The organism is Echinicola pacifica DSM 19836, assembly GCF_000373245.1.
Classification (GTDB): domain Bacteria; phylum Bacteroidota; class Bacteroidia; order Cytophagales; family Cyclobacteriaceae; genus Echinicola; species Echinicola pacifica.
In genome coordinates this window covers 1,015,609-1,036,298 of sequence record NZ_KB890738.1, presented here as the reverse complement: position 1 = coordinate 1,036,298, position 20,690 = coordinate 1,015,609, and the positions used below count along the sequence as shown (strand labels likewise).

At 43.0% G+C, this 20,690-nt stretch carries 18 protein-coding genes; 8 read left to right on the top strand and 10 right to left on the bottom strand.

The annotated features are described in order from the left end of the window. Window positions 1-265: 265 nt before the first annotated feature. The 3 genes from B050_RS0104415 (at window position 266) to B050_RS0104405 (ending at window position 3,537) form a co-directional block, all read left to right on the top strand. On the top strand, window positions 266-778 hold the full coding sequence (locus B050_RS0104415) for a 3-hydroxyanthranilate 3,4-dioxygenase (RefSeq protein ID WP_026235626.1): 513 nt from the start codon (window positions 266-268) through the stop codon (window positions 776-778). Window positions 779-832: 54 nt separating this feature from the next. Next, entirely contained in the window at window positions 833-2,113 is a 1,281-nt protein-coding gene (gene kynU / locus B050_RS0104410; protein ID WP_018472681.1) for a kynureninase, read from the top strand. 68 nt (window positions 2,114-2,181) lie between these two features. Further along, window positions 2,182-3,537 (top strand): FAD-dependent oxidoreductase, encoded by a 1,356-nt coding sequence (locus B050_RS0104405; RefSeq protein ID WP_018472680.1) that lies wholly within the window; start codon window positions 2,182-2,184, stop codon window positions 3,535-3,537. A gap of 97 nt (window positions 3,538-3,634) precedes the next feature. Here the strand turns inward: B050_RS0104405 and B050_RS0104400 are convergent, their stop codons facing one another. Together B050_RS0104400 and B050_RS0104395 are read right to left on the bottom strand one after the other, a co-directional pair. Beyond that, window positions 3,635-4,054: a DoxX family protein gene (locus B050_RS0104400; protein ID WP_018472679.1), complete on the bottom strand. Its 420-nt coding sequence runs from the start codon at window positions 4,052-4,054 to the stop codon at window positions 3,635-3,637. Between the two features lie 78 nt (window positions 4,055-4,132). Then, window positions 4,133-5,038 carry a nucleotidyltransferase family protein gene (locus tag B050_RS0104395; protein WP_018472678.1) on the bottom strand — a complete coding sequence of 302 codons (906 nt, stop codon included), beginning with the start codon at window positions 5,036-5,038 and terminating at the stop codon, window positions 4,133-4,135. A gap of 304 nt (window positions 5,039-5,342) precedes the next feature. Here B050_RS0104395 and B050_RS0104390 point away from each other — a divergent pair, with 304 nt between their 5' ends. The 3 genes from B050_RS0104390 (at window position 5,343) to B050_RS0104380 (ending at window position 8,528) form a co-directional block, all read left to right on the top strand. After that, window positions 5,343-5,681: a P-II family nitrogen regulator gene (locus tag B050_RS0104390; protein WP_018472677.1), complete on the top strand. Its 339-nt coding sequence runs from the start codon at window positions 5,343-5,345 to the stop codon at window positions 5,679-5,681. A 64-nt stretch (window positions 5,682-5,745) separates the two neighbouring features. Further along, entirely contained in the window at window positions 5,746-6,978 is a 1,233-nt protein-coding gene (locus B050_RS0104385; protein ID WP_018472676.1) for an ammonium transporter, read from the top strand. A 527-nt stretch (window positions 6,979-7,505) separates the two neighbouring features. After that, complete coding sequence (locus tag B050_RS0104380; RefSeq protein ID WP_018472675.1) at window positions 7,506-8,528, top strand: DNA topoisomerase IB; 1,023 nt, start codon at window positions 7,506-7,508, stop codon at window positions 8,526-8,528. A gap of 213 nt (window positions 8,529-8,741) precedes the next feature. On the opposite strand, the gene B050_RS0104375 is transcribed toward B050_RS0104380, so the two are convergent. Then, window positions 8,742-9,218 (bottom strand): nuclear transport factor 2 family protein, encoded by a 477-nt coding sequence (locus B050_RS0104375; protein ID WP_026235625.1) that lies wholly within the window; start codon window positions 9,216-9,218, stop codon window positions 8,742-8,744. A gap of 190 nt (window positions 9,219-9,408) precedes the next feature. Then, complete coding sequence (locus B050_RS22040) at window positions 9,409-9,996, bottom strand: RDD family protein (protein ID WP_157492526.1); 588 nt, start codon at window positions 9,994-9,996, stop codon at window positions 9,409-9,411. Between the two features lie 815 nt (window positions 9,997-10,811). Here B050_RS22040 and B050_RS22035 point away from each other — a divergent pair. Together B050_RS22035 and B050_RS0104360 are read left to right on the top strand one after the other, a co-directional pair. Next, on the top strand, window positions 10,812-12,095 hold the full coding sequence (locus B050_RS22035; RefSeq protein ID WP_018472672.1) for an FG-GAP-like repeat-containing protein: 1,284 nt from the start codon (window positions 10,812-10,814) through the stop codon (window positions 12,093-12,095). 327 nt (window positions 12,096-12,422) lie between these two features. Then, window positions 12,423-14,813, top strand: coding sequence for a TonB-dependent receptor domain-containing protein (locus B050_RS0104360; RefSeq protein ID WP_026235624.1), 2,391 nt, complete (start codon window positions 12,423-12,425; stop codon window positions 14,811-14,813). A 194-nt stretch (window positions 14,814-15,007) separates the two neighbouring features. Here B050_RS0104360 and B050_RS22030 read toward each other — a convergent pair whose 3' ends face one another. From B050_RS22030 to B050_RS0104330, 6 genes are all read right to left on the bottom strand, one after another. After that, window positions 15,008-15,475 (bottom strand): hypothetical protein, encoded by a 468-nt coding sequence (locus B050_RS22030; protein WP_018472670.1) that lies wholly within the window; start codon window positions 15,473-15,475, stop codon window positions 15,008-15,010. 209 nt (window positions 15,476-15,684) lie between these two features. Further along, window positions 15,685-15,834 carry a hypothetical protein gene (locus B050_RS23370; protein WP_018472669.1) on the bottom strand — a complete coding sequence of 50 codons (150 nt, stop codon included), beginning with the start codon at window positions 15,832-15,834 and terminating at the stop codon, window positions 15,685-15,687. 31 nt (window positions 15,835-15,865) lie between these two features. Next, window positions 15,866-16,312, bottom strand: a complete 447-nt coding sequence (locus tag B050_RS0104345; RefSeq protein WP_018472668.1) for a molybdenum cofactor biosynthesis protein MoaE — start codon at window positions 16,310-16,312, stop codon at window positions 15,866-15,868. A gap of 380 nt (window positions 16,313-16,692) precedes the next feature. Then, window positions 16,693-17,148, bottom strand: coding sequence for a hypothetical protein (locus B050_RS0104340; protein WP_157492524.1), 456 nt, complete (start codon window positions 17,146-17,148; stop codon window positions 16,693-16,695). 10 nt (window positions 17,149-17,158) lie between these two features. After that, window positions 17,159-19,555 carry a TonB-dependent receptor gene (locus B050_RS0104335; protein ID WP_157492522.1) on the bottom strand — a complete coding sequence of 799 codons (2,397 nt, stop codon included), beginning with the start codon at window positions 19,553-19,555 and terminating at the stop codon, window positions 17,159-17,161. Further along, the gene (locus tag B050_RS0104330; RefSeq protein ID WP_018472665.1) at window positions 19,548-20,522 is read right to left on the bottom strand and encodes a DUF4249 family protein; all 975 of its coding nucleotides are present in this window, start codon (window positions 20,520-20,522) and stop codon (window positions 19,548-19,550) included. The genes B050_RS0104335 and B050_RS0104330 overlap by 8 nt, the downstream gene beginning before the upstream one ends. Window positions 20,523-20,690: the final 168 nt, after the last annotated feature.

Here is a 20,690-nt window from a genome sequence, read left to right as displayed (position 1 = left end):
AGGGGATTAACAGCCAAAATGATTTTGCTAAGTCACCAGCATTTAATAGAAGCTAGCCCCCAGGCCAATTATTAACCAGGGGAAAAGGTGGAATTAGTCCTTCAAGGTCAAAAAAAGTCTGCTAGACCCCGCCTGTTTAAAAGAACTTCTGGCTGAGTAAAACTGCTAGTTTTTTGTTACTTTTAGGGCAGTAATTTTAGCATCAAGCACAACATTATGGCCTTCAAAGGCGAGATGTTTCTAGCAAATAAACCAAATTTAAGACATGGCACTTTCATCACCCTTTAACTTTAGACAATGGATAGAAGACAACCGTCACTTGCTAAAGCCGCCAGTAGGCAATAAGCAGGTATATCTAGGCAATGATGACTTCATCATCATGGTGGTAGGCGGCCCAAACTCCCGGAAGGACTATCATTATAATGAGGGGGAGGAGTTTTTTTACCAGATAGAAGGCGATATAGTGCTAAAAGTAATCGAAGAGGGGAAGCCTAAGGACATTCCTATTCGTGAAGGGGAGATATTTTTACTTCCTGCCAAAGTACCACATAGCCCGCGAAGGCCAGCCAATACAGTTGGGCTGGTGGTGGAGCGGTACAGAAGAGAGGGTGAAATGGATGGCTTTATCTGGCACTGTGAAAACTGTGGCGAGAAACTATACGAAGAATATCAGGTGATCACCGACATTGTAAATCAGCTGCCACCGGTAATGGAGCGATTCTGGTCTAATCCAGACCATCGCATTTGCCAATCCTGTGGAACAGAAATGCAAAAATAAATCTACCAAACGGCATTATTTGATTTGGCAGATCGACCATAATCCATCAGAATCATGAACCCATACCGCTATAGTCTGGCTTACGCCCAAGAATTGGACCGAGATGATCATTTACGTCGATTCCGTAATCGATTTTATTTCCCAAAGGTAAACGGGCATGAGGTAATTTATTTCTGTGGCAATTCGCTTGGTCTTCAGCCAAAGGCTGCAAAGGACTATATCGAGGAAGACCTGAAAATATGGGCTGAGCAGGCGGTGGACGGCCATTTTGACTCTCCCAAGCCTTGGTTTACGGTTCACAAGCGTGGCAAGGAGGCTCTGGCCCATATCCTGGGTGCCAAAGAAGAAGAGGTGGTAGCGATGAATTCGCTTACAGCCAACCTTCACGCTTTGATGGTTTCATTTTATCGACCAAAAGGCAAGCGGACAAAGATATTGACCGAGGCAGGGGCATTTCCTTCGGATATGTACCTGCTAGAGTCTCAGGTAAAATACCATGGATTATCGCCGGAGCAGACCATAGTAGAGATAAAGCCACGAGCGGGCGAGCACAGCTTGCGTACTGAAGACATCCTGGCTGCCATTCGGCAGGAGGGGGAAGAATTGGCTTGCGTGATGATGGCGGGCCTTCAGTATTACACTGGGCAACTATTTGACATGGAGCAGATCACCAAAGCAGCGCATGAGCAGGGAGCCGTGGTGGGCTTTGACCTGGCCCATGCGGTGGGCAACTGTCCTTTGGAGCTGCATTCCTGGGGCGTAGATTTTGCGGCTTGGTGCAGCTATAAATACCTGAACTCCGGTCCGGGAAATGTGGGCGGAATATTCGTCCATGAGCGCCATGCCAATAATGCACAACTTCCACGCTTTGCAGGCTGGTGGGGGCATAATGAGTCCCAGCGCTTTAATATGGAGAAGGGTTTTCAGCCGATGAGCGGGGCAGATGGATGGCAGATGTCCAACGGCAATGTACTTGGCATGAGCGCTCATCAGGCCTCCCTGGACATCTTCCTTGAAGCGGGCATGCCGAAGCTTCGCGAAAAAAGCCTATTGCTTACGGGCTTTTTGGAATACCTGATAAGGGAAATAAGCGGAGATTCAGGGATGCTGGAGATCATCACCCCCGCAGACCAGGAGCAACGTGGCTGTCAGCTGTCCCTACTGATCCATAAGGGAGGAAAGGCAGTTTTTGATGATTTCTACAAAAATGGAATTGTAGGAGACTGGCGAAACCCAAATGTCATACGAATTGCCCCTACTCCACTGTACAATAGTTATGAAGATGTGTATAGATTTGCGAAAGTATTGGAACAATCTTTATCAAAATTCACTTGATAGAAGTGAGTACATATATCAAACAGACCAAGAACCTATTTTACAAACCTATTAACTAGTTTTTATTCATGAACAATAATGATGTCAGCATAATCGGTGCGGGATTGATTGGCTCACTGCTGGGGATCTTTCTCCAGAAGCGCGGCTTAAGCGTATCCGTATATGAAAAAAGGCCCGACTTACGTCTGCCAGAGTATGCGCCAGAAGGCCGCTCTATCAATATGGCACTTAGTGACCGAGGCTGGAAGGCCATTGATGAATTGGGCTTGAGAAGTCTGGTCGAGCCTTACGCCATCCCCATGTATGGTCGTCGGATCCATGATGAGCACGGAGACACTACTTTCTTGCCCTATGGCAAAGAAAACCAAGCAATATATTCCATTTCCAGAGGAAAATTCAACCATATGTTGGTGGATGAGGCCGAAAAGAATGGCGTTCAGATGAAATTTGACCATCACTGCAAGGAAATCAACATCACAGACACTAGTATAGTGGTCCAGAATCCCGATGGGAGCACGGAGAAAAATACTCCCGGAGTGATCATCGGTGCAGATGGTGCCTATTCCTCCCTGCGTGATGCTATGCAGCACCAGACCCGTCTGAACTATACCCAGGAATACATCTCTCATGGATATAAGGAGCTCAGCATCCCTCCCACCAAAGAGGGCGAGTATGCCATGGACCCTAATGCTTTGCATATCTGGCCAAGAGGCATGTTTATGCTGATCGCACTTCCTAATCCCGACAAGTCATTTACCTGCACCTTATTCCTTCCATTCGAGGGAGCAAAAGTTTGCTTCGCCAAGATCAATGATCGTAAGGATTTGGATACGGTCTTCAAAACCTATTTTGATGATGCCTATGCCTTGATGCCAGACCTGGCTCAGCAATACTTTGACAATCCCACCTCCTCTCTTATCAATGTGGAGTGCTACCCTTGGCTAGCCAATAAGTCCATGCTGATAGGCGATGCCTGTCATGCGATGGTCCCTTTCTTTGGTCAGGGCATGAACTGTGGTTTTGAGGATTGCTATATTCTGGATGGATTATTGGAGAAATACGGGGCAACATCCTGGGAGCTAGTTTTCGAGAAGTTCCAAAAAATCCGCAAGAAAGATACTGATGCCATCAGCAAAATGGCCCGAGACAACTTCACGGAGATGCGCGACAGTGTGGCGAACCCGAAGTTTCTAGTGAGGAAAAAAATTGAAGCCAAGCTTCATGAGCTTTATCCTAACGAGTGGATTCCTCTCTATACCATGGTCACCTTCTCTGATATGAAGTATGCCGATGCCTATGCGCAAGGAAAGCTTCAGGATGAAATCATGGACCGGGTAATGGATGACCCAACGATTCTGCAAAATTATCAGCAGCTAAACTACGAGGAGATTATCCGCCAGGTAGATACTGCAAGGATGGTGTAATTGATAAAAAGCAGTAATAATAAAACACAGGCCTGGTAGCAATCGCTATCAGGCCTGTGTTTTTTATATCTCCAAGGTAAGCTGCTCATCAGGGCAATTACCTATATCTATTATTTCTCAGCATCTGCGCATCCATGGAAAAGGCGCCAGGTCCAGTGAGGAAGAGGGTGACAAAACTTGCCAGATACATGAGAGGAAGTTCCTTATTCCCGAAGGGATCTCCAGCATGTGCCACAAATGCGGCGACCACCATGGTGATGATCAAAGGGATCAATGCCGCTCGGCTCATAAAACCTATTGCCAAAAGTATGGCGCAGAAAAATTCCGCAAAGATGGCTAGCTGCAAGGATACGGCAGCTCCCAATCCTAGGGGATCAGCAAACTTAGTCAGGTATTCACTGAAATTTGAGATTTTTGCCCAGCCATGAGTCAGCATCATGGCAGCGGTGGATACACGCAACACCAATAAGGCTATGCTACTAGAAATAGGCTTGTTTGAGAAAAGAAGTTTCTTCATGAATGATATGCTGTACTTGTGTTTATGATTGATACGTAATAGTCCTGATTTATCAGGAAGAGTGTTGGACAGGGCATCTTATAAGGCCCATAAATCAGCTGGATATTCTCCTTGCTGATGTAGCTGGGACAAGGCTGCTTCCACCACTGGCCGATCCTGTGGATAGGTCACGCCAAACCAGGTTTTTCCTCCAGGAAGAATGATAATATTTCCTTTGCCTTCCTCTATTAAGGTATTAGCAATAGTTGGTATATAAAATTCCGACTTAAGATTATCCTGATGCAGAGGCAGAAAAGCCTTCCACATGCGCTCCGCTTCCTCAAAGAAGGAAGGGTGAAATCCCCAGCAATTCATACTTACAGGAGTGTCAGGGTCGATTTCGAAAGGTTCCTCTTCTTCCCGGCTATATATATGTTCCCCTTCCCGGCTGATGGCGGTTCGCTCAGTCATACCGATCAGTCGATTTTCCACATCGGTCTCACAGATCCCTCGGCTTACAGTACCATTTTCAGAAAGCACATCCTTGAGCGCATAGCCCACCATACAGTGCAGTTCCGGATCGACTTTTTCTTGCAGGAAAACACCCAACTCCTGAAAGGCTTCTTTACCATAAAAATCATCCGCATTGATCACCGCAAAGGGTCCATCAATATGGTCTTTGGCACAGAGTACGGCATGGCCAGTGCCAAAAGGCTTCTTACGGTCTGGCCTAAAGTATTCCGCTGGCACCTCAGAGGCTAGCGACTGAATCACAAAACCCACCTCTATCTTTCCTTCGAGCTTAGGAAGGAATATCTCCTTTACAGTTTCAAGTATTTCTTCACGAACTATAAAAACGACCTTGCCAAATCCTGCTCGTATAGCGTCAAAAATTGAATATTCTATAATAGTTTCTCCTGTGGGGCCAAAACCATCGATCTGCTTATTACCGCCATAGCGGCTACCTATGCCGGCGGCTAATATCAAAAGTGTGGGTTTATTCATTTATATAAGTGTTAAGTATAAAAGATTCAGTCTATCTGGAGCCTAAAATTAAAACAATCTTTAATAACTGCCCATTATGACCCCAAAAATCTTACGGGAGTCTTTATCCCTGCAAAAAAGCCCTATGCATCCTCTATAATTTGCAAAACCTGACAAAATCGGATGTTAAGACAACCATTTTGCCATTTTTTAGCAAAAATTATAAAGTTTAATGGTTATTTAAGAATCTGTTTCATTATGTTTGTAGTCGAAATCGACGCTAGTCGGGTAAAATTTCAACCAATCAGCTTGTCAGCTACATAAAATGAAAAAAATAGAAGCAATTATTAGAACGGCTCGTTTTGAGGTGATTCACAAATGCGTTGCAGCACTAGGGGTGAAGTTTCTTACTTTCTATGAAGTAAAAGGAATGGGTCTCGAGCATGCAAAAGTAGAAAAGTACCGAGGGGTCACTTATGAGCCCACTTTCATTCCTCGCACGAAGCTGGAGATCGTGGTGACCGAGGACTTGGTAGAACCTGTCATCAATTGCATCCTCAATGAGGGCAAAACCGGCGAGATCGGAGACGGCAAAATCTTCATCACTGAAGTCCTGGAAGCGTATCGAATTCGTAATAGCGACACCGGATCCGACGCCCTTTAATCCTAATCAACAAATCAGTACCACCCAATTAGTTACAGTCAGCCACTAAAACTTACCCATTCAGATGACTCAAGAACTCTTTACCATCAACAATGTGTGGATGATGGTAGCCACCATACTGGTGTTCATTATGCACCTAGGTTTCGCTTCGCTCGAAGCAGGCCTCACCAGAGCAAAAAATACCATCAACATCCTCTTTAAGAACACCATCATTCCAGCCATGGGTATCTTAACCTACGCCTTTGTAGGTTTTGACTTGATGTATCCGGGAGAAGCCTTTGCGGGTGGATTCTTTGGCCTCAGCGGCTTGGGCCTTAGCCTGCCAGAAGGCTGGGACACCTCCAATTATAACGAAGGATATACTTTCTTCACCGACTTTATCTTTCAGGCGATGTTTGCAGCCACAGCTGCCACCATCGTATCTGGTGCCGTGGCCGAGCGGATTAAGCTAGGGCCATTCATCATCTTCAGTACCTTATATGTGGCCATCTGCTACCCGATCGTAGGCATGTGGAAGTGGGGAGGCGGATTCCTCGATACCCTGGACACGCCATTTTATGATTTTGCAGGCTCCACCATCGTACACTCCGTCGGAGGATGGGGAGCATTGATTGGCGCCTATTTATTAGGACCAAGAATAGGTAAATATACCGAAAAGGGGATGAAAGCTATACCGGGACATAATATCCCTATGGCCGTAATCGGCGTATTCCTACTGTGGTTTGGCTGGTTTGGCTTCAATGGCGGATCAGTGCTATCTGCTGACCCGGGGACTGTTTCAAAAGTATTCGTCACCACCTCCATCGCTGGAGCAGCGGGCGCCTTCGGAGCCTTATTATTCTCCTATATCAAATTCAAGTCCTACGATATCACCATGGTACTCAACGGTATTCTTGCCGGACTCGTGGGGATCACCGCAGGTGCAGATATGATGGGGGTAGGTGAGTCCGCCATCATCGGATTTGTAGGCGGAGGCCTAGTAGTATTCGGAGTTATTTTCTTCGACAAAATTAAAGTAGATGATCCCGTAGGAGCCATTTCCGTCCACCTTGTTGGTGGAATATGGGGCACCTTAGCGGTTGGCATATTCGGCGAATTGGCAGGTTTCTCCCAGCTGATGTCCCAACTTATCGGTGTAGGAGCGGTAGGTACTTTCTGCATAGCCTTTAGCTTTATCGTATTCTACTCCATGAAAAAAACCGTGGGAATACGCGTCCCTGAAGCCGAAGAAGTGGAAGGCCTCGATATCAACGAGCATAGCATGAGAGCCTATCCGGATTTTGCGACCAAAGACTGATTATTAGAGTAACCCAAATATAGAGTAGCGATTAAGCGTAGAATACCCCTGACAAATTAATACCTGAGAGGCTGTCTCATCCTAAAAACAGTCTTTACTCTTTCTGCCAATTGTGCTCCCGCTGGACCTTCTGGTGGTTTCAAGAAATGGTTAAGACAAGTTTTTAATGGGACAGCCTCTCTTTTTTTTTTGGCTGATCAAAAAACAACCCTGGCCCATCGTCGGCCTTAGGCCGCCACTACCTCCTTATATTATTTGTCCTACTTGCTTCGCAAATCAATTCCTTTAATGGCATATCACTTATTCTGACCACAAAGCCCTATTCCAAATATGATGGATGAATACAAAAGGCTAAGGGCCCTGAGATTTTTCTGCTCAAAATAAATAGGCTTTTCTGGTAATACTTACTCCTATTCATAAAGATTGGCATTGTTATTAGGGATTTTCACTATAAGCATTGCTCTTATTTATAAAACAAAAAGCAAAGCTTCGAAGTTAGTTATGCTCATTTAATAGGTCTGTTCGGAATGAATCCATCCAATAACTGCCCACATGGAATCATCTATCTCATGGATGATTGTGCTGGTTTTACGAGAAGAAAATGCGGCAAGGGTTTTATATATATAGACTGCGAAGGTCAAAAAATCAAGGACCCCGAAATACTTCAGCGCATTAAGGAGCTGGTGATTCCTCCGATGTGGGAGAATGTATGGATCTGCCAGAAGCCTAATGGCCACCTCCAGGTCACGGGGTTTGACCTGAAATCCCGCAAACAATATATCTATCATCCTAAATGGGTCGCGCATCGGCAACTTAATAAATACAGCCAGTTATTGGAGTTCGGGAAAAAGCTCCCTCTTATTCGCAAAAAAATTGAAGAGGATATTCAGCGCCGGGGCTGGCCAAAGGAAAAGATATTGGCGATGATTGTCATGATGCTGGATGAATACTATATCCGAATAGGCAACAAACAATACGAGCAGGAAAACCAAACTTATGGCCTTACCACTCTTAGGAGAAAGCATATCGTCGAAAAAGATGGTAAACTATACCTGCAATATAAAGCCAAAAGTGGCAAAGAGCGCCGGGTGAAAGTCGAGAGCAAGCGCCTGATCAGGATGATAAAGAAAATCTCTGAACTTCCCGGATACGAAATCTTCAAATATATTGAAAAGGACAAGACGAAGCACCGCCTCGATTCTCACGATGTCAATGAATACCTATGCGAAATATCTGGCCATTATTTCACCGCAAAGGATTTTCGCACCTGGGGCGGAACTATGCTCGCTATCGAAAATTTCCCTCATGCCTCAGCACTGGTAGAGGGAAATCCCAGGAAAAAGCTGGAACCTACGCTGGTCAAATTAGTAGCTAAGACCCTGGGGAATACCCTGGCCGTCTGTCGGGAGTATTATATTCATCCTAAAGTCATGCAAGTCTTGTTGGACGATAAACTGGACTCTTATGCCGATAAGCCTCTAAAAAACATAAAATATGTCTCTCAATTATCAAAAAGTGAAAAGCTTTTGATGAAGATTATTTCGGAATAAATTAAGTATTATTTACCATTCATATAATATTAACACATGGTTATAAGTAAATAAACCCTAGTTTAAGTATCTTTTAATTATAACCCGAGACAAATCAGGAATGCTAACATGACACTTTAATTGGATCATAAACCTGCTTTTAATTACTTTAAATTAGCCATTGCTTTTACAAACAAAAATGAAATCAAATACGAGTCAAAATATCCCTTTAAACTATTGCGAGGATTGACTTTCTAAAAATGCATCCAGCTTGGCTTTGGTAGTTTGCTGAATTTTGGTTTTAATAAACGAGCTCCATCCTAATAAATAGCCAGAAAGCCCCATGGCCTGTTGGGTCCATTTCCACAGATCAAACGAATCGATATGCTCAATGATTTTCCCCTCCTTAAACTTAAAGGAGGCTTCTACTCTATTGATCACCTTTCTATTCTGCTTACCATAGGTATATTCTGCCAGCCAGTGCGCGGCTCCCGAATCAGCTGTTGCATGCACTTGATCAAAGGAAATTTTAGCCGCTCCACCCTTTTTGGAAAGTAACATTTCCCACATTTTCTTCGCCCTCTCCCCCTTCAGCTGGCCAAAAGCAGGATCTTCAAACACCACTTCATCATGATAGCAAGCCACCATTCCGGCGGCATTCCCCTCTGAAAAAGAGGTGTAAAATTTCTGTATAAGCTCTTTATTTCCCATATCCATTGATTTCAACCCCTCCCAAAACCCACCCTAAGTGAGTGAATGTAGCTTCAGGTAGAGCTACAATTATAAGGAAATTAAAAGGCTAATGCCTCAAACAGGTATAAATTGCTGAAAATTAAGCTTAAATAGCTCAGCCAAAATCCACCTCATATTTGAGCAAAACACCTTAAACGAATTGTGTGATTTAGGTCTTTTTGATATTGGATCGGATCACTTTAGTCTTCGAAAACCTATCATGAAAGCCATCTGAGGAGCTTATTAAGAAGGTTATAGGGTCAAAAGGAATGAAACGAAGCAATGAACGTACTAACAGAGACTTGGCACTTGGCTTTTCTCCAGTGTAAGTGGTTACCTTAGTCCTAGTAAAGTATTTAGCCAAGGTTCTTCCTGTGGATAGCTCCCAAAATAGATAATAAAAAAGAACAATCGAATAATCCATTAGGTATATAAAGATAGATTCTTCATCCCTAAAGATCTCTAGATAAGGAAATAAAATCGATAGCAAATAACCTATGCCCATGAAAAATATAAAGATAAAAACCATGTCTAAAAAGTAATTGATAAGCCTAATGATCTTACTTGCCTCATTCGCCAATACCATTGCTTCTTTGAAGCCAGACTCCTTAGCCTCCACTTTAACCTTATCCTCAATAAAGGAATCACAAGTTAGCTCAAAGGTGGGCATCGCATTCGTCAGCCCACATATAACCCCGTGATTTGCGTCAACCCCCCTGTTTAGGCAAATCTTACAGAAGCCCCGTTTCCCATCCATAGTCATAGTTATAGCATTTTAGTTATTACGGATATTATCCCCGGCATTAAGCAATAGTAAATTTGCCAAACTCATTCTCAAAATATTCTCTTATTCCACTATCAGCCTCCAAAAAAAGCCTCTTACGCTGACCAATGAGGCCTAATACTACCTGCGAGAAAGATCGCTCCTACTAATCCCTGATTAATCGCCAAGAGCCTTGTTGCTCCGTGGATCTCTTTAATTGCTAAAGGCTATTACTCATTCCTATACTTTCAATTCGCTTCTTCCAAATAAAAAATCGATTAAATGCAATACTAGGATATGATTGGTCTCTTTTTAATAATGAAACCTCTTAAGTCAGGATTTAATCACTGGTTATTTATAGAAAATAATTTTTAAGCTATTGAAAATAATAATATTATGCAAGTGAAAAAATCTTTTAATTATCAAAACCCATTTTTAACTCATCTCATCACAGCATCATATAAAGTTTTATTCTTACATAAAAAAAATAATTATACCCAAACATTTAAACCCGTTCCTGATTAATAATTTTTAATCTTCGAAAAATAGTTCACCCTCCACTAAGGGGGATAATATAGTCTGGCAAAAACAATCCCCGCTTAGAGGATCCTTCCATTCTATCTCTATTACGTCGGCCACCACAGGCAGAATGCTAGGAGCTAATGGCTGATGGATACCGCCAAAGATTGGTTGGGATACCTGATATAAGGATTCATACCATTTTTAGGTAGAAATAAAATTTCTTTTTTTGCGCCAGCTATTAAACCAAAGCTTCAAAACAAAGTCTAAGAGAAAAATCTCACTCATCAATGAAAATCCATGCTATACTTTTTGTAATCCTCACTGCTATTGGCTGTAGCCAAGACGCTCTCAATGGTGAAATAGCATCCGCAAATTCAACGGGATATCAAGCAGAAGGCGTGACCATCATCAAGGAAGGCTATGGAGGATTCTCCGCCAATCTGGAAAATGGGGACCGATTTGGCAGGGACCATGATTTGGTGGGCGATGTCAATGGGGACGGAACAGCGGATTTTGTGGTGGGAGCGCGATCAGATGACGATGGAGAGGTCGATGCTGGCGCCGTTTATATTGTATTTATGAATAAGGATGGCAGCGTAAAGTCCAATCAAAAGATATCCATGACTGAGGGAGGTTTTTCGGAAAGCTTAAATGCCGGCAATTTCTTTGGCTATGGCGTCGCGGGTATTGGCGATTACGATGCCGATGGTATTCCTGATATAGCGGTTTCCGCCCCTGTCCCTCCAAATCACTCTTTGTATATCATCCATTTGAATGCCGATGGAACGGTAAAGAACTTTGTAAAAAACAGAAACATAATTGCCAATGGGTTGTCAGCCATTGGGGATATTAATGAAGATGGGAGAATTGACGTGGTGGCCTGCAATCCCGGCTCGGATGAGGGTGGCACCGACCGTGGTGCGATCAGCATCTTATATTTGAATGCAGATTCACAGGTAGAACTCACCAAGTCCACAACGATTAGTTCGACACAGGGAGGCTTCGGGCTAGGCCTAGAAGATGGTGATCAGTTTGGCGGCAGGGAAGTAGCCATGCTTGGCGACCTCGATGGAGACGGAAACAAGGAGCTGGCGGTGGGCGCATTCATGTCCAACCAAGGCAAAGGGGCCATCTGGATACTGTCATTGGACAAGGACAGCCATCAGGTACTTTCTAAAATCAAGTTAACGGAAGGCATGAATGGCTTCACGGATAAATTGGTCGAGGGGGTAAATCCAAATGGCACTTATGGCGCAAATCTAGGACATGCCATGGCCAGCGCTGGGGATATCGATGGAGATGGAATCCCTGACCTGATCACTGGCGCAAACCAGCAGTATGAGGGCTGGGCCTATATCCTTTACCTAAATGCGGATAAAACCATCAAATCCTTTGATAGAATCAATGCTAATGAGGGAGGATTTAATCTAAATTTAGCCGCAGAAGAGCGTTTTTCACGATCGATCTCCTATGGCGGGGATGTCAAAGGAGACGGATCATTTGCCATCAATATAGGCGGGGGTGCGGGAGGTACAGGCACGCTCTACACCTTATATTTGAGAGCTAAGTAAAATAAGAAAGTTAAAATAAAAGTTTTCTAATAGTTGAAAAAGGAATCGGCATAGATCAGGATTAGCACAAGGCTAGCTTCCTTGGTGGGCGAGTCAAGATCGCTCGTATTTTAGGCTCTGATTCTTCTGCTCTAATTTATGGATAAATGGATTTACCTTTATCCCAAAAATAGACCGTCAAAGTGAAAGATAGCACTATCCAACAAGTAAGAATATAGTGACAGGAAAATTTGATTATTTTTGATAAATATTTGGTCATTAACAGATATGGCGTAGATAATACCCAATCAATATCGGGATACACGATACAACACCTAGCAAAACCCAATGAAAACAATAAGCCTCAGCATCTGCCTAATTTTTATCACCGTCATGAACGTGTGGAGTCAATCGTTTAGTTTTGAGGTGAGAGGTAAGGTGGTGGACGCCGCCAGTGGAAAAGCCCTGCCCTTTGCGACGGTACGTGTCAATGACCTCTCCACAGACAAATTCATCTCTGGCGCCTCCACAGACCAGCAGGGAGGCTTTAGTGTATCCACCCGCATCACCTCCATCGAGGTGCAGGTGAGCTTATTGGGCTATACGACCCAGGTGATACAGGACATCACATTCTCGGAGGCAGTCGCAGATCTTGGCACCATTAAGTTAGCCGAAAATACCGAAACCTTGGATGAGGTGTTGATCACAGGCGAAAAATCAACCACTGAATTTCGCTTGGATAAGCGAGTATTCAATGTGGGCCAAAACCTAGCCAGCGCTGGGTTAAGCGGCCTGGAGCTGCTAAATAATGTCCCCTCAGTAACGGTGAATGTGGAAGGTGAAATCCGCCTCAGAGGCAATACCGGAGTTGAAATCCTAATAAACGGCAAACCATCCGTCTTAGCCAGCGAGTCTGGAAACGCCCTTGGCACCCTCACCTCGGATATGATCGAGGCCATCGAGGTGATCACCAATCCCTCAGCCAAATACGATGCGGAGGGCTCCTCGGGGATCATCAATATTATCCTCAAAAAAGAAGAGAAAAAAGGCCTAAATGGCTCTGTCACCCTAAATACTGGCATTCCAAATAATCACAGTCTGGGGCTAAGTCTGAATAAGCGAACTGAGAAATTTAATCTCTTCAGCCAGCTGGGGATCGGTCATCGTACCTTTCCAGAGGTCAACCGCAGCATCAATAGCAGCAATGACAGTCCCAACAGCATCGTGAGTAGCGGGGAAGGAGACAAGAATGAGACTTTTTATAATATCATCTTAGGAACAGACTACCATATCAATGACAATAATGTAATCTCCCTCACCGGTCATTACGCCTATGAAGTGGAATCAGAGTCTTATTCCACGCTTTTTGATAATCTAAACGAGGAAAACACCGCTATTGCCAGCTGGAACCGTGGGCAATCCACCGAGGCCACCAATCCAAAATGGCAGTATGAGCTTCAATACAAGAAGGATTTCGATGATCATAAGGAGCATATGCTACTTTTCAGCGCCATTGGCAATTTCTTTGGGAAGGACCAGTCCTCTTCATTTATAAACAGCCCCATCTTTGGAGATGCGGCGAGTGATGATCAGCAGCGTACAGATACCGATTTTGGTCAGGGAGAATATACCTTTAAGCTCGACTATACCAAGCCCTTCAATGACCGTATTACCATGGAGACTGGCGCTCAGTACGTCTTCAACGATGTATATAATGACTATACCATCAGCTCCCTGGAGGATGGACAGTGGCAGATCAACCAAAATCTCAGCAACTTATTTGAGTACCAGCAAGGCGTATTAGGCGCCTATATCACCGGAGCCTATGAAGCCGAAAGATTTGGGGTGAAAGCAGGCTTAAGGGTGGAATCCACCGATATGAGCACTCTCTTAGTCGAAACTGGTGAAACCAATTCTCAGAATTTTACCAATTTATTCCCCTCCCTGCATGCCTCCTATAAGGTATGGGACAATTTCTCCATTCAGGGTGGCTATTCCCGACGGATTTCTCGGCCTAGGCTTTGGGATCTGAATCCGTTTTATAATATCCAAAATGAATACAGCGTAAGAACAGGCAATCCAAACCTGCTTCCAGAATATGCAGATTCTTATGAGGTGAACTTTCTATATGACCAGGAAAAATTCTCCCTTAGCGCTGCGATATATCACCGATACACCACAGATGTAATGGAGAATGTCACCCGCGTGGAAAACAATGTTAGCATCACCATGCCGCTAAATATCGGTACTAACAAATCTACTGGCTTTGAGCTAAACGCCAAATACGACCCCACAGACTGGTGGGCACTGAATGGGGACTTCAACTATAACTATGTCAAAAGAGATGGCGAGTATGAGGGCACGAGCTTTGACTTCAGCTCCTCCCCTTCCACGGTGAGAATTACCAGTAAGTTTTCCCTGCCGGCACAAATTGATTTTGAACTGATCGGCAATTACCAATCACGATTTGAGACCTTCCAACGGGAAATTTCAGGTTTTGCCTTTGCGGATATTGGGATTCGTAAAAAGATATGGAAAGGTAAATCCATCATCAATCTAAGTGTGCGTGATATCTTTGCCAGCCGTATCCAGGAAAGCCAAACCGTCCAAACGGGCTCAGCCGTACCTGACTTTTACCAATACAACTATCGCCGCCGAGGCACTTTCTTCACCCTGGGCATCAGCTTTGGATTTGGCAAGGGCGAGGCAATGGAGTTTAGCGGTCAGAAACGTTTCTAACCCCGTCCCCTAACTCTCCAGGAACACGTCAAAATTTATAAAATGTGAGGAATAGCTTTTCAAGATGTATTAACCTGAGGAACTAAATGCGAGCCGGTCCGGAGGAAGAACAATAGCACTTTGCGGCTTCATAACTCCTGTGGTGGCACTTGGACAAACAAAGGCGCCCAAGGGAGAGAAGGCTAAGATAGGTATTAGGGCATCTTCTGGAAGCTAAAAAATATTTCCATATCCTCGTTGGACACCTTTCCCACGAGCTCATTTTCCAATTGCCAATATTCTATCTTGCGGGGGAAATAGATAGAATCATTGATACATCTAAAGTAGTTTTCCTCCAGACTATCCATCCGAAACAAAGTAGCCTCCACCTCGCCGGGGATAGCGACGGACAGACTCCACTGCCCATTTTCAGTCGTCAAGTCCATATATTCCATTTTGACCGTATCATCCCCCTTCACCGTATAGCCAATCCCCGAATAACCGTCCTGCGATCGGTGCCATTTCTCATAGGTGGCCAGCCCCTCATCGTCATTGGTACGCAGCCATTCTCCTAATAACCAATCAAAACTCCCTTCCTGATCCACCCGATCAGCGCTGGTGTTTTTATCATTGCAGGAGCAGAATGATATGCAGGTAAAAATCAAAAGGATATAAGGTTTCATAGCTTGTGGATTGGGTAGTAAGCTTAGTAAAGCGCTGAGCGAGTGCTAAGCATCCTCTAAAATATACGAAATTATTCCTAAGAATGCCTTCCCAAAAGCACCAGTCTCGTTATTCTTCCACTAGCAAAGAGCCTTGAGAGGTGGGTCTAGAGGGATAAATGGTAACCTTCTCGTATAGACCAAAAAAACACTAGGTTTCGAGGGTTTAACTAATTGAATTCGGCTTCGTCATAAATCCCACTTTGGCCAAAAGTGAAGGAGCCAAATTGACTGCAAAATCCGGTAGAAACCATGAAAGTCAGCGCATCAATGATTATAATATATCCTGGGTTTGGGGCTTTAGGGTCATGCTTATCCATAAGGTTATTTTGGGACAAAATTATTCATTCCTCAGCGATTCACTTTCCACTCCTCAGAATGATCATCAAAAATCTCCTTACCCCAGATGGGAAGCTCCGATTTTATACGTTCCACTAATTCATTGCAAGCCTCAATAGCAGCCTTACGATGCGCTGAGGAGGTAAATACAAACAAGCAGATCTCTCCAACCTTAACCTCGCCGAGACTATGGTAAATATGCATACAGCTAAGGTCGTATTTGGCGAACACATCCTCCCTAATTTCTCTAGCCTTCTCCAAAGCCATATCCTTATAGGCGGTATAATCGATGGCCTGCACCTTACGGCCCTCCTTTTCATCCGCCCGGATCTGCCCTAAAAAGATAGAATGCCCCCCAATACCCGTTTTGGAACTATGGTTCGCGATCGATGTAGCAATTTTATCCGGGGAAATAGCCCCATTTACAAAAATATCCTTGATTTTTCTAACCTTCTCCATTTACAAATCCTCTCTTTTCCCAAGCCAAAAACACTATCAGAAAGCAATTTTACAGAATAATATCATCAATCTAAAGTTATCGAAGCGTAATATATACCTTTAGCGGATTATCGGTGGTAGCTGATGTTTGTCTCACCCATAAAAAGGTAAAGAGGGAAGAGTTGAGGGGAAAATTTAAAATTAAATTTTAGACATAGAAGCTGGCAAGGGCAAGCACATTAAATGGGTAAAGCTGGCCTTACTCTGACCGGATTCCTGCCACTTACTGAACGGGGAGTAATATGCTTGGTTGGATTTCTTTTTCATCCTGCAACATTAGGTATTCAGACCGCCTGTATCAATATGGGGGTTTGGACGGACACGGTTACACCAGCTTTGCATCAAGGTAAAGTTTCAATTGTTATCTCCTTAAAGGATTGAGTAGAAACTGATCCTCCGGATTCTGTTTTCTCCACAGCCTCCATAACAAAACGTATTGTCACAGGGCTATTGATATCATGTTCATTAAAATCATAAACATATCCTGTCTCAAATGGTGTCGAATGCCCCTTTGGATCATGCTTTATCAAATCAGTCTCTTCCACGACCTCATCCCCTATTTTCTTGATTGCCTTTAAAGAATTGAACTTACCATTTCCACTTTCAGTATAAATATTGATCAACATATCAATCTGGTCTCCTACATTTCCAGAAAAGGCATTTTGGGCAGGCACCACACCTATTTTTGGGACCAATAATGGCCCATCCATTTGCCCCTCATCAGAGCAGCCAAGAAATAAAATGCAGCATATCGATGTAATTATACATGTGAATAATTTCGATTGGAAATCTTTCATAATGTTTGTTTTAGAATTTAATTTTATAAAATAGTGATGGCAAAATTGGAAACAATGTTAATTTCTTTAAAACCATACCTTTATCGGTCACATCAGAATAAATATAATATGCATTTTGGCGGTTGTAAACATTATAAATGGAACCTCCCACCGTTCGCTGCCACCCGTTTTTCCAACGTTTGTTATGGCTATAGGATATATCCAACCTGTGATAATCCGGCATCCTTTGGTTATTTTGCTTTTGTATCAAAATAACCTTTTCATAAACGCTAAAATCAGGATTTGGAAGGTAATAGTTCTCTTGACCGGACAGGTCATTGTTTAGATAAAATCTATGGTTATTGATAACCTTGAAATATTGATCACCTATGGTCAGCGGCTGGCCCGTTTGATAGGCCCATTGAAAGTTGATTGTAGATTGCTTTCCCAATTTGAACTGATAACCCAAATTTAGGTTATGTGGTCTATCGAAGCTATAGGGATAATACTCACCGTTATTTATTTCGTCAAATTTTCTAAATGACCTTGAATAGGTATAGTTTAGTTCAATGAATGACTTCTCGAAAGATTTTTCTGCGGAGAGCTCCAGCCCATAGGCATATCCCTTACCATCCTTAGCGATCGCATCTTCCCAGTTTCCCTTTGTCAATCCAAATCCTTTGACCCTATTATAATCTATAAGGGAATTCATTGTTTTATAGTAGCCTCCCATTACTATATTTAATCCATCTTGGCCAAAACCATATGATAACGCTACCTGATCACTTGAAGACGGCCTTATATCATTGGTCACTGGAATCCAAATATCCGGAGTGAGGGAGGTTCCTGATGTATTAAGAGAATGGACGGTCTGATTCATCCTGCTGTAATTTGCTTCGATGTCTACATTTTCATTTATATTAAAGCGCACTTTGAGGCGGGGTTCGAAAAGGAAATAGTCATTTTCTCCGGACAATAAATAAGTCGATATCCTCACGCCGGGAGATATTTCCACCTTTCCATTAGAATATTCAGCTTGCGCATACCAGGATGCTTCATTTGCGCCCAAGGTGACTTTATTGGAATCTTTTGCATTTCCTATCCCGCCTGAATTCAATTGGTTTTGAAACCAATCTACTGGCACAAAAAAATGATTGGTAAAATTAATGCCTGTATTAAACTTCCAGCTGGAGTTGAGCACATAGTCCAACTCACTCTTTATCAGCATATCCCTGACTGAAACGCCATAATAGGTATCATTGAAAAATTCAAGTTGTCCATTATCAACCATCCTGTCTCTCGAAGTAAGGTCATAATGAAAATTCGAATAGGCCACGGTAGTATTCAAAAACAGTCCCTTTGAAAATGTCCTGTTCCACCTAAAACTAAGGAACCTGTTCCCCCAATCATTGTCGTACAAGCTGGTATATTCCTTAAAATGATCATCAGCACCAAAATAGACTTGGTCTCCACTAGTTTCCAATCGGTCTCCTCCTGAATAATAACTAAGATATAAATGGTCTTTAGGGTTGACCTTATGATTGATCTTCACATTGATATCATGATAACGATAAAGAAATTTGTCCTCGGGCTTTTGAAAAAGGTATAGTCCCTTCAAGAAAGCATCGATTGTCGACCTCCTATAGGAAATCAAGAATGAAGACTTCCCTTTTATGATAGGCCCTTCCATCGCGATCTTACCCGAAAAGGTACCTAGGACAACTTCTCCATGATACTCCTGCATATCTCCTTCCCGTAAATATATATCCACCACGGATGAAATTTTCCCGCCGTATTTAGCTGGAAACCCTCCTTTATAAAAGTCCACCGTATTTATTGCAAAAGGGTCAAAAATTGAAACAAATCCGGCAAAATGCCCCGTATTGTATAGCGGAATATTATCCATAATCAATAGGTTCTGATCATTGTTTCCACCCCTTACGGAAAAACCCACAGATCCTTCCAAGCCAGATTGGACCCCTGTCTGTAGCTGGATAAGGTTTAAGATATCCACTTCCGGTTTAAGTGAGGGCAAATTCAACCTATCAGGAGAGGTTATCCTAACCTGACTGCTTGACCTTTTTTGAACGGGCCGTTCTTCACTTACGGTTATCGTCTCCAGTTGCTTTGGTTCAAGATTAAAATCCATAATGGCATCTGAGCCAATGGTTACCATTGTATCCAATGGGTGATATCCCAGCATGGAGATCTTTAGGCTGAAGGGCTCATTTATGGGTATACTTAATGAAAAGTGGCCATAGGCATTGGTATAAGTTCCTTTGGTACCATTTCCAAACATTACCACCGCCCCAATGACCCTCTCATCTGAGAACCTATCAGTTACTTTTCCAGATAAGTTCACCCTCTGAGCATGGACTAGAGTCCCCGTCCCCAAAAGCATATATAATAATAGCCCTATCTTATACACAACTTGTTCCTTCTCTGTTGCAAACAGTTTTTAATTTGGTAGGATTAATGCCGGCAAAAATACCCGTTCCCCCTTCAATATTAGAATGGACTTCAGGGAGCACTTTAAAAATATCCGGAAAGTAAAGATTTTCCACTTCAAGGGAAGGGGAAAATTGCAAAGCATCCAGATGCTGATACAATGATTTTTTATACAGATAGTAATCTTTTGAAACCCTTGATAGGACTGGGTAAAATTCTGAAAAAAAGGGATTTCCAACGTTGCCCGTTGGAATGATATCAAAGGTTAGGGTAATTAAGTCCTTGTCATCGTGGTCAGTCGAAAAAAGAAAAGTATTTTGATAGTTACTTGGAAGATCTTCAGATAGAATTATTTGGTCATTGTTGACCGTTTTCAAAAAGTGGTACTTCCATTTATTATCACCCGCCCCCATTGAATCAGCATTATATACATAAGTTTCATAATAACAAGCCTGATCCTTAGGTGGGTCAAAGGAGGCAAAAAGCCGAACAATATCCCCTTTTATGTTTCTTTGGTCACTGTACCCGGCAGGAAACACCAAGTCGGATTCTTCAAAGGAGGTTGGCTGTGGAATTGATGTTATTGCCTTGATAGAATCTCCACTAGGTGTCAATATTTCCAGTTTATAATCAAATCCTTGCCTCAGAATATTTTCACCCATAAACACAGAATCCCTAAACGAGAGAATTTCAGAAAACAGTACCCTCCCACCAATTGGTTCGATACACGTCAACTTAACTTGGGATGAGGCCATTTCTGCCAAGTCCTCCTCATCATGGAAAAAAGAAGACTTTGTAAGGCTCACTGTTGCTATGCTGTCAGGGAACAAAATACTATTTACTATATAGGTTTCTTCCATTTCCTGATCCCAATCGGGGGTATATTCATTTAAACAGGCTGAGACAGTCCCCAGAAATAACACAAAGACAATGGATTTATTGATCATAACGAATTAAAACTGGACCTAAATTAACAGGCCCAGTTTTCTTTTAAAATTAAATATAGAATGGTTTTTAACAGAAATGAATTGAATTAGTTCTTGACTACCCAGTTGTCCCTTTCCCATTTTTTAAAATACACCTTAAAATTTAACCAGTTGCTCTTTATTCTAGCC

What these genes read in the sequence shown, in the direction of transcription:
- B050_RS0104415 (WP_026235626.1), top strand. Translation starts at nt 266, where the DNA reads ATGGCACTTTCATCACCCTTTAACTTTAGACAATGGATAGAAGACAAC.
- kynU (WP_018472681.1), top strand. Translation starts at nt 833, where the DNA reads ATGAACCCATACCGCTATAGTCTGGCTTACGCCCAAGAATTGGACCGA.
- B050_RS0104405 (WP_018472680.1), top strand. Translation starts at nt 2,182, where the DNA reads ATGAACAATAATGATGTCAGCATAATCGGTGCGGGATTGATTGGCTCA.
- B050_RS0104400 (WP_018472679.1), bottom strand. Translation starts at nt 4,054, where the DNA reads ATGAAGAAACTTCTTTTCTCAAACAAGCCTATTTCTAGTAGCATAGCC.
- B050_RS0104395 (WP_018472678.1), bottom strand. Translation starts at nt 5,038, where the DNA reads ATGAATAAACCCACACTTTTGATATTAGCCGCCGGCATAGGTAGCCGC.
- B050_RS0104390 (WP_018472677.1), top strand. Translation starts at nt 5,343, where the DNA reads ATGAAAAAAATAGAAGCAATTATTAGAACGGCTCGTTTTGAGGTGATT.
- B050_RS0104385 (WP_018472676.1), top strand. Translation starts at nt 5,746, where the DNA reads ATGACTCAAGAACTCTTTACCATCAACAATGTGTGGATGATGGTAGCC.
- B050_RS0104380 (WP_018472675.1), top strand. Translation starts at nt 7,506, where the DNA reads ATGAATCCATCCAATAACTGCCCACATGGAATCATCTATCTCATGGAT.
- B050_RS0104375 (WP_026235625.1), bottom strand. Translation starts at nt 9,218, where the DNA reads ATGGGAAATAAAGAGCTTATACAGAAATTTTACACCTCTTTTTCAGAG.
- B050_RS22040 (WP_157492526.1), bottom strand. Translation starts at nt 9,996, where the DNA reads ATGGATGGGAAACGGGGCTTCTGTAAGATTTGCCTAAACAGGGGGGTT.
- B050_RS22035 (WP_018472672.1), top strand. Translation starts at nt 10,812, where the DNA reads ATGAAAATCCATGCTATACTTTTTGTAATCCTCACTGCTATTGGCTGT.
- B050_RS0104360 (WP_026235624.1), top strand. Translation starts at nt 12,423, where the DNA reads ATGAAAACAATAAGCCTCAGCATCTGCCTAATTTTTATCACCGTCATG.
- B050_RS22030 (WP_018472670.1), bottom strand. Translation starts at nt 15,475, where the DNA reads ATGAAACCTTATATCCTTTTGATTTTTACCTGCATATCATTCTGCTCC.
- B050_RS23370 (WP_018472669.1), bottom strand. Translation starts at nt 15,834, where the DNA reads ATGGATAAGCATGACCCTAAAGCCCCAAACCCAGGATATATTATAATC.
- B050_RS0104345 (WP_018472668.1), bottom strand. Translation starts at nt 16,312, where the DNA reads ATGGAGAAGGTTAGAAAAATCAAGGATATTTTTGTAAATGGGGCTATT.
- B050_RS0104340 (WP_157492524.1), bottom strand. Translation starts at nt 17,148, where the DNA reads ATGAAAGATTTCCAATCGAAATTATTCACATGTATAATTACATCGATA.
- B050_RS0104330 (WP_018472665.1), bottom strand. Translation starts at nt 20,522, where the DNA reads ATGATCAATAAATCCATTGTCTTTGTGTTATTTCTGGGGACTGTCTCA.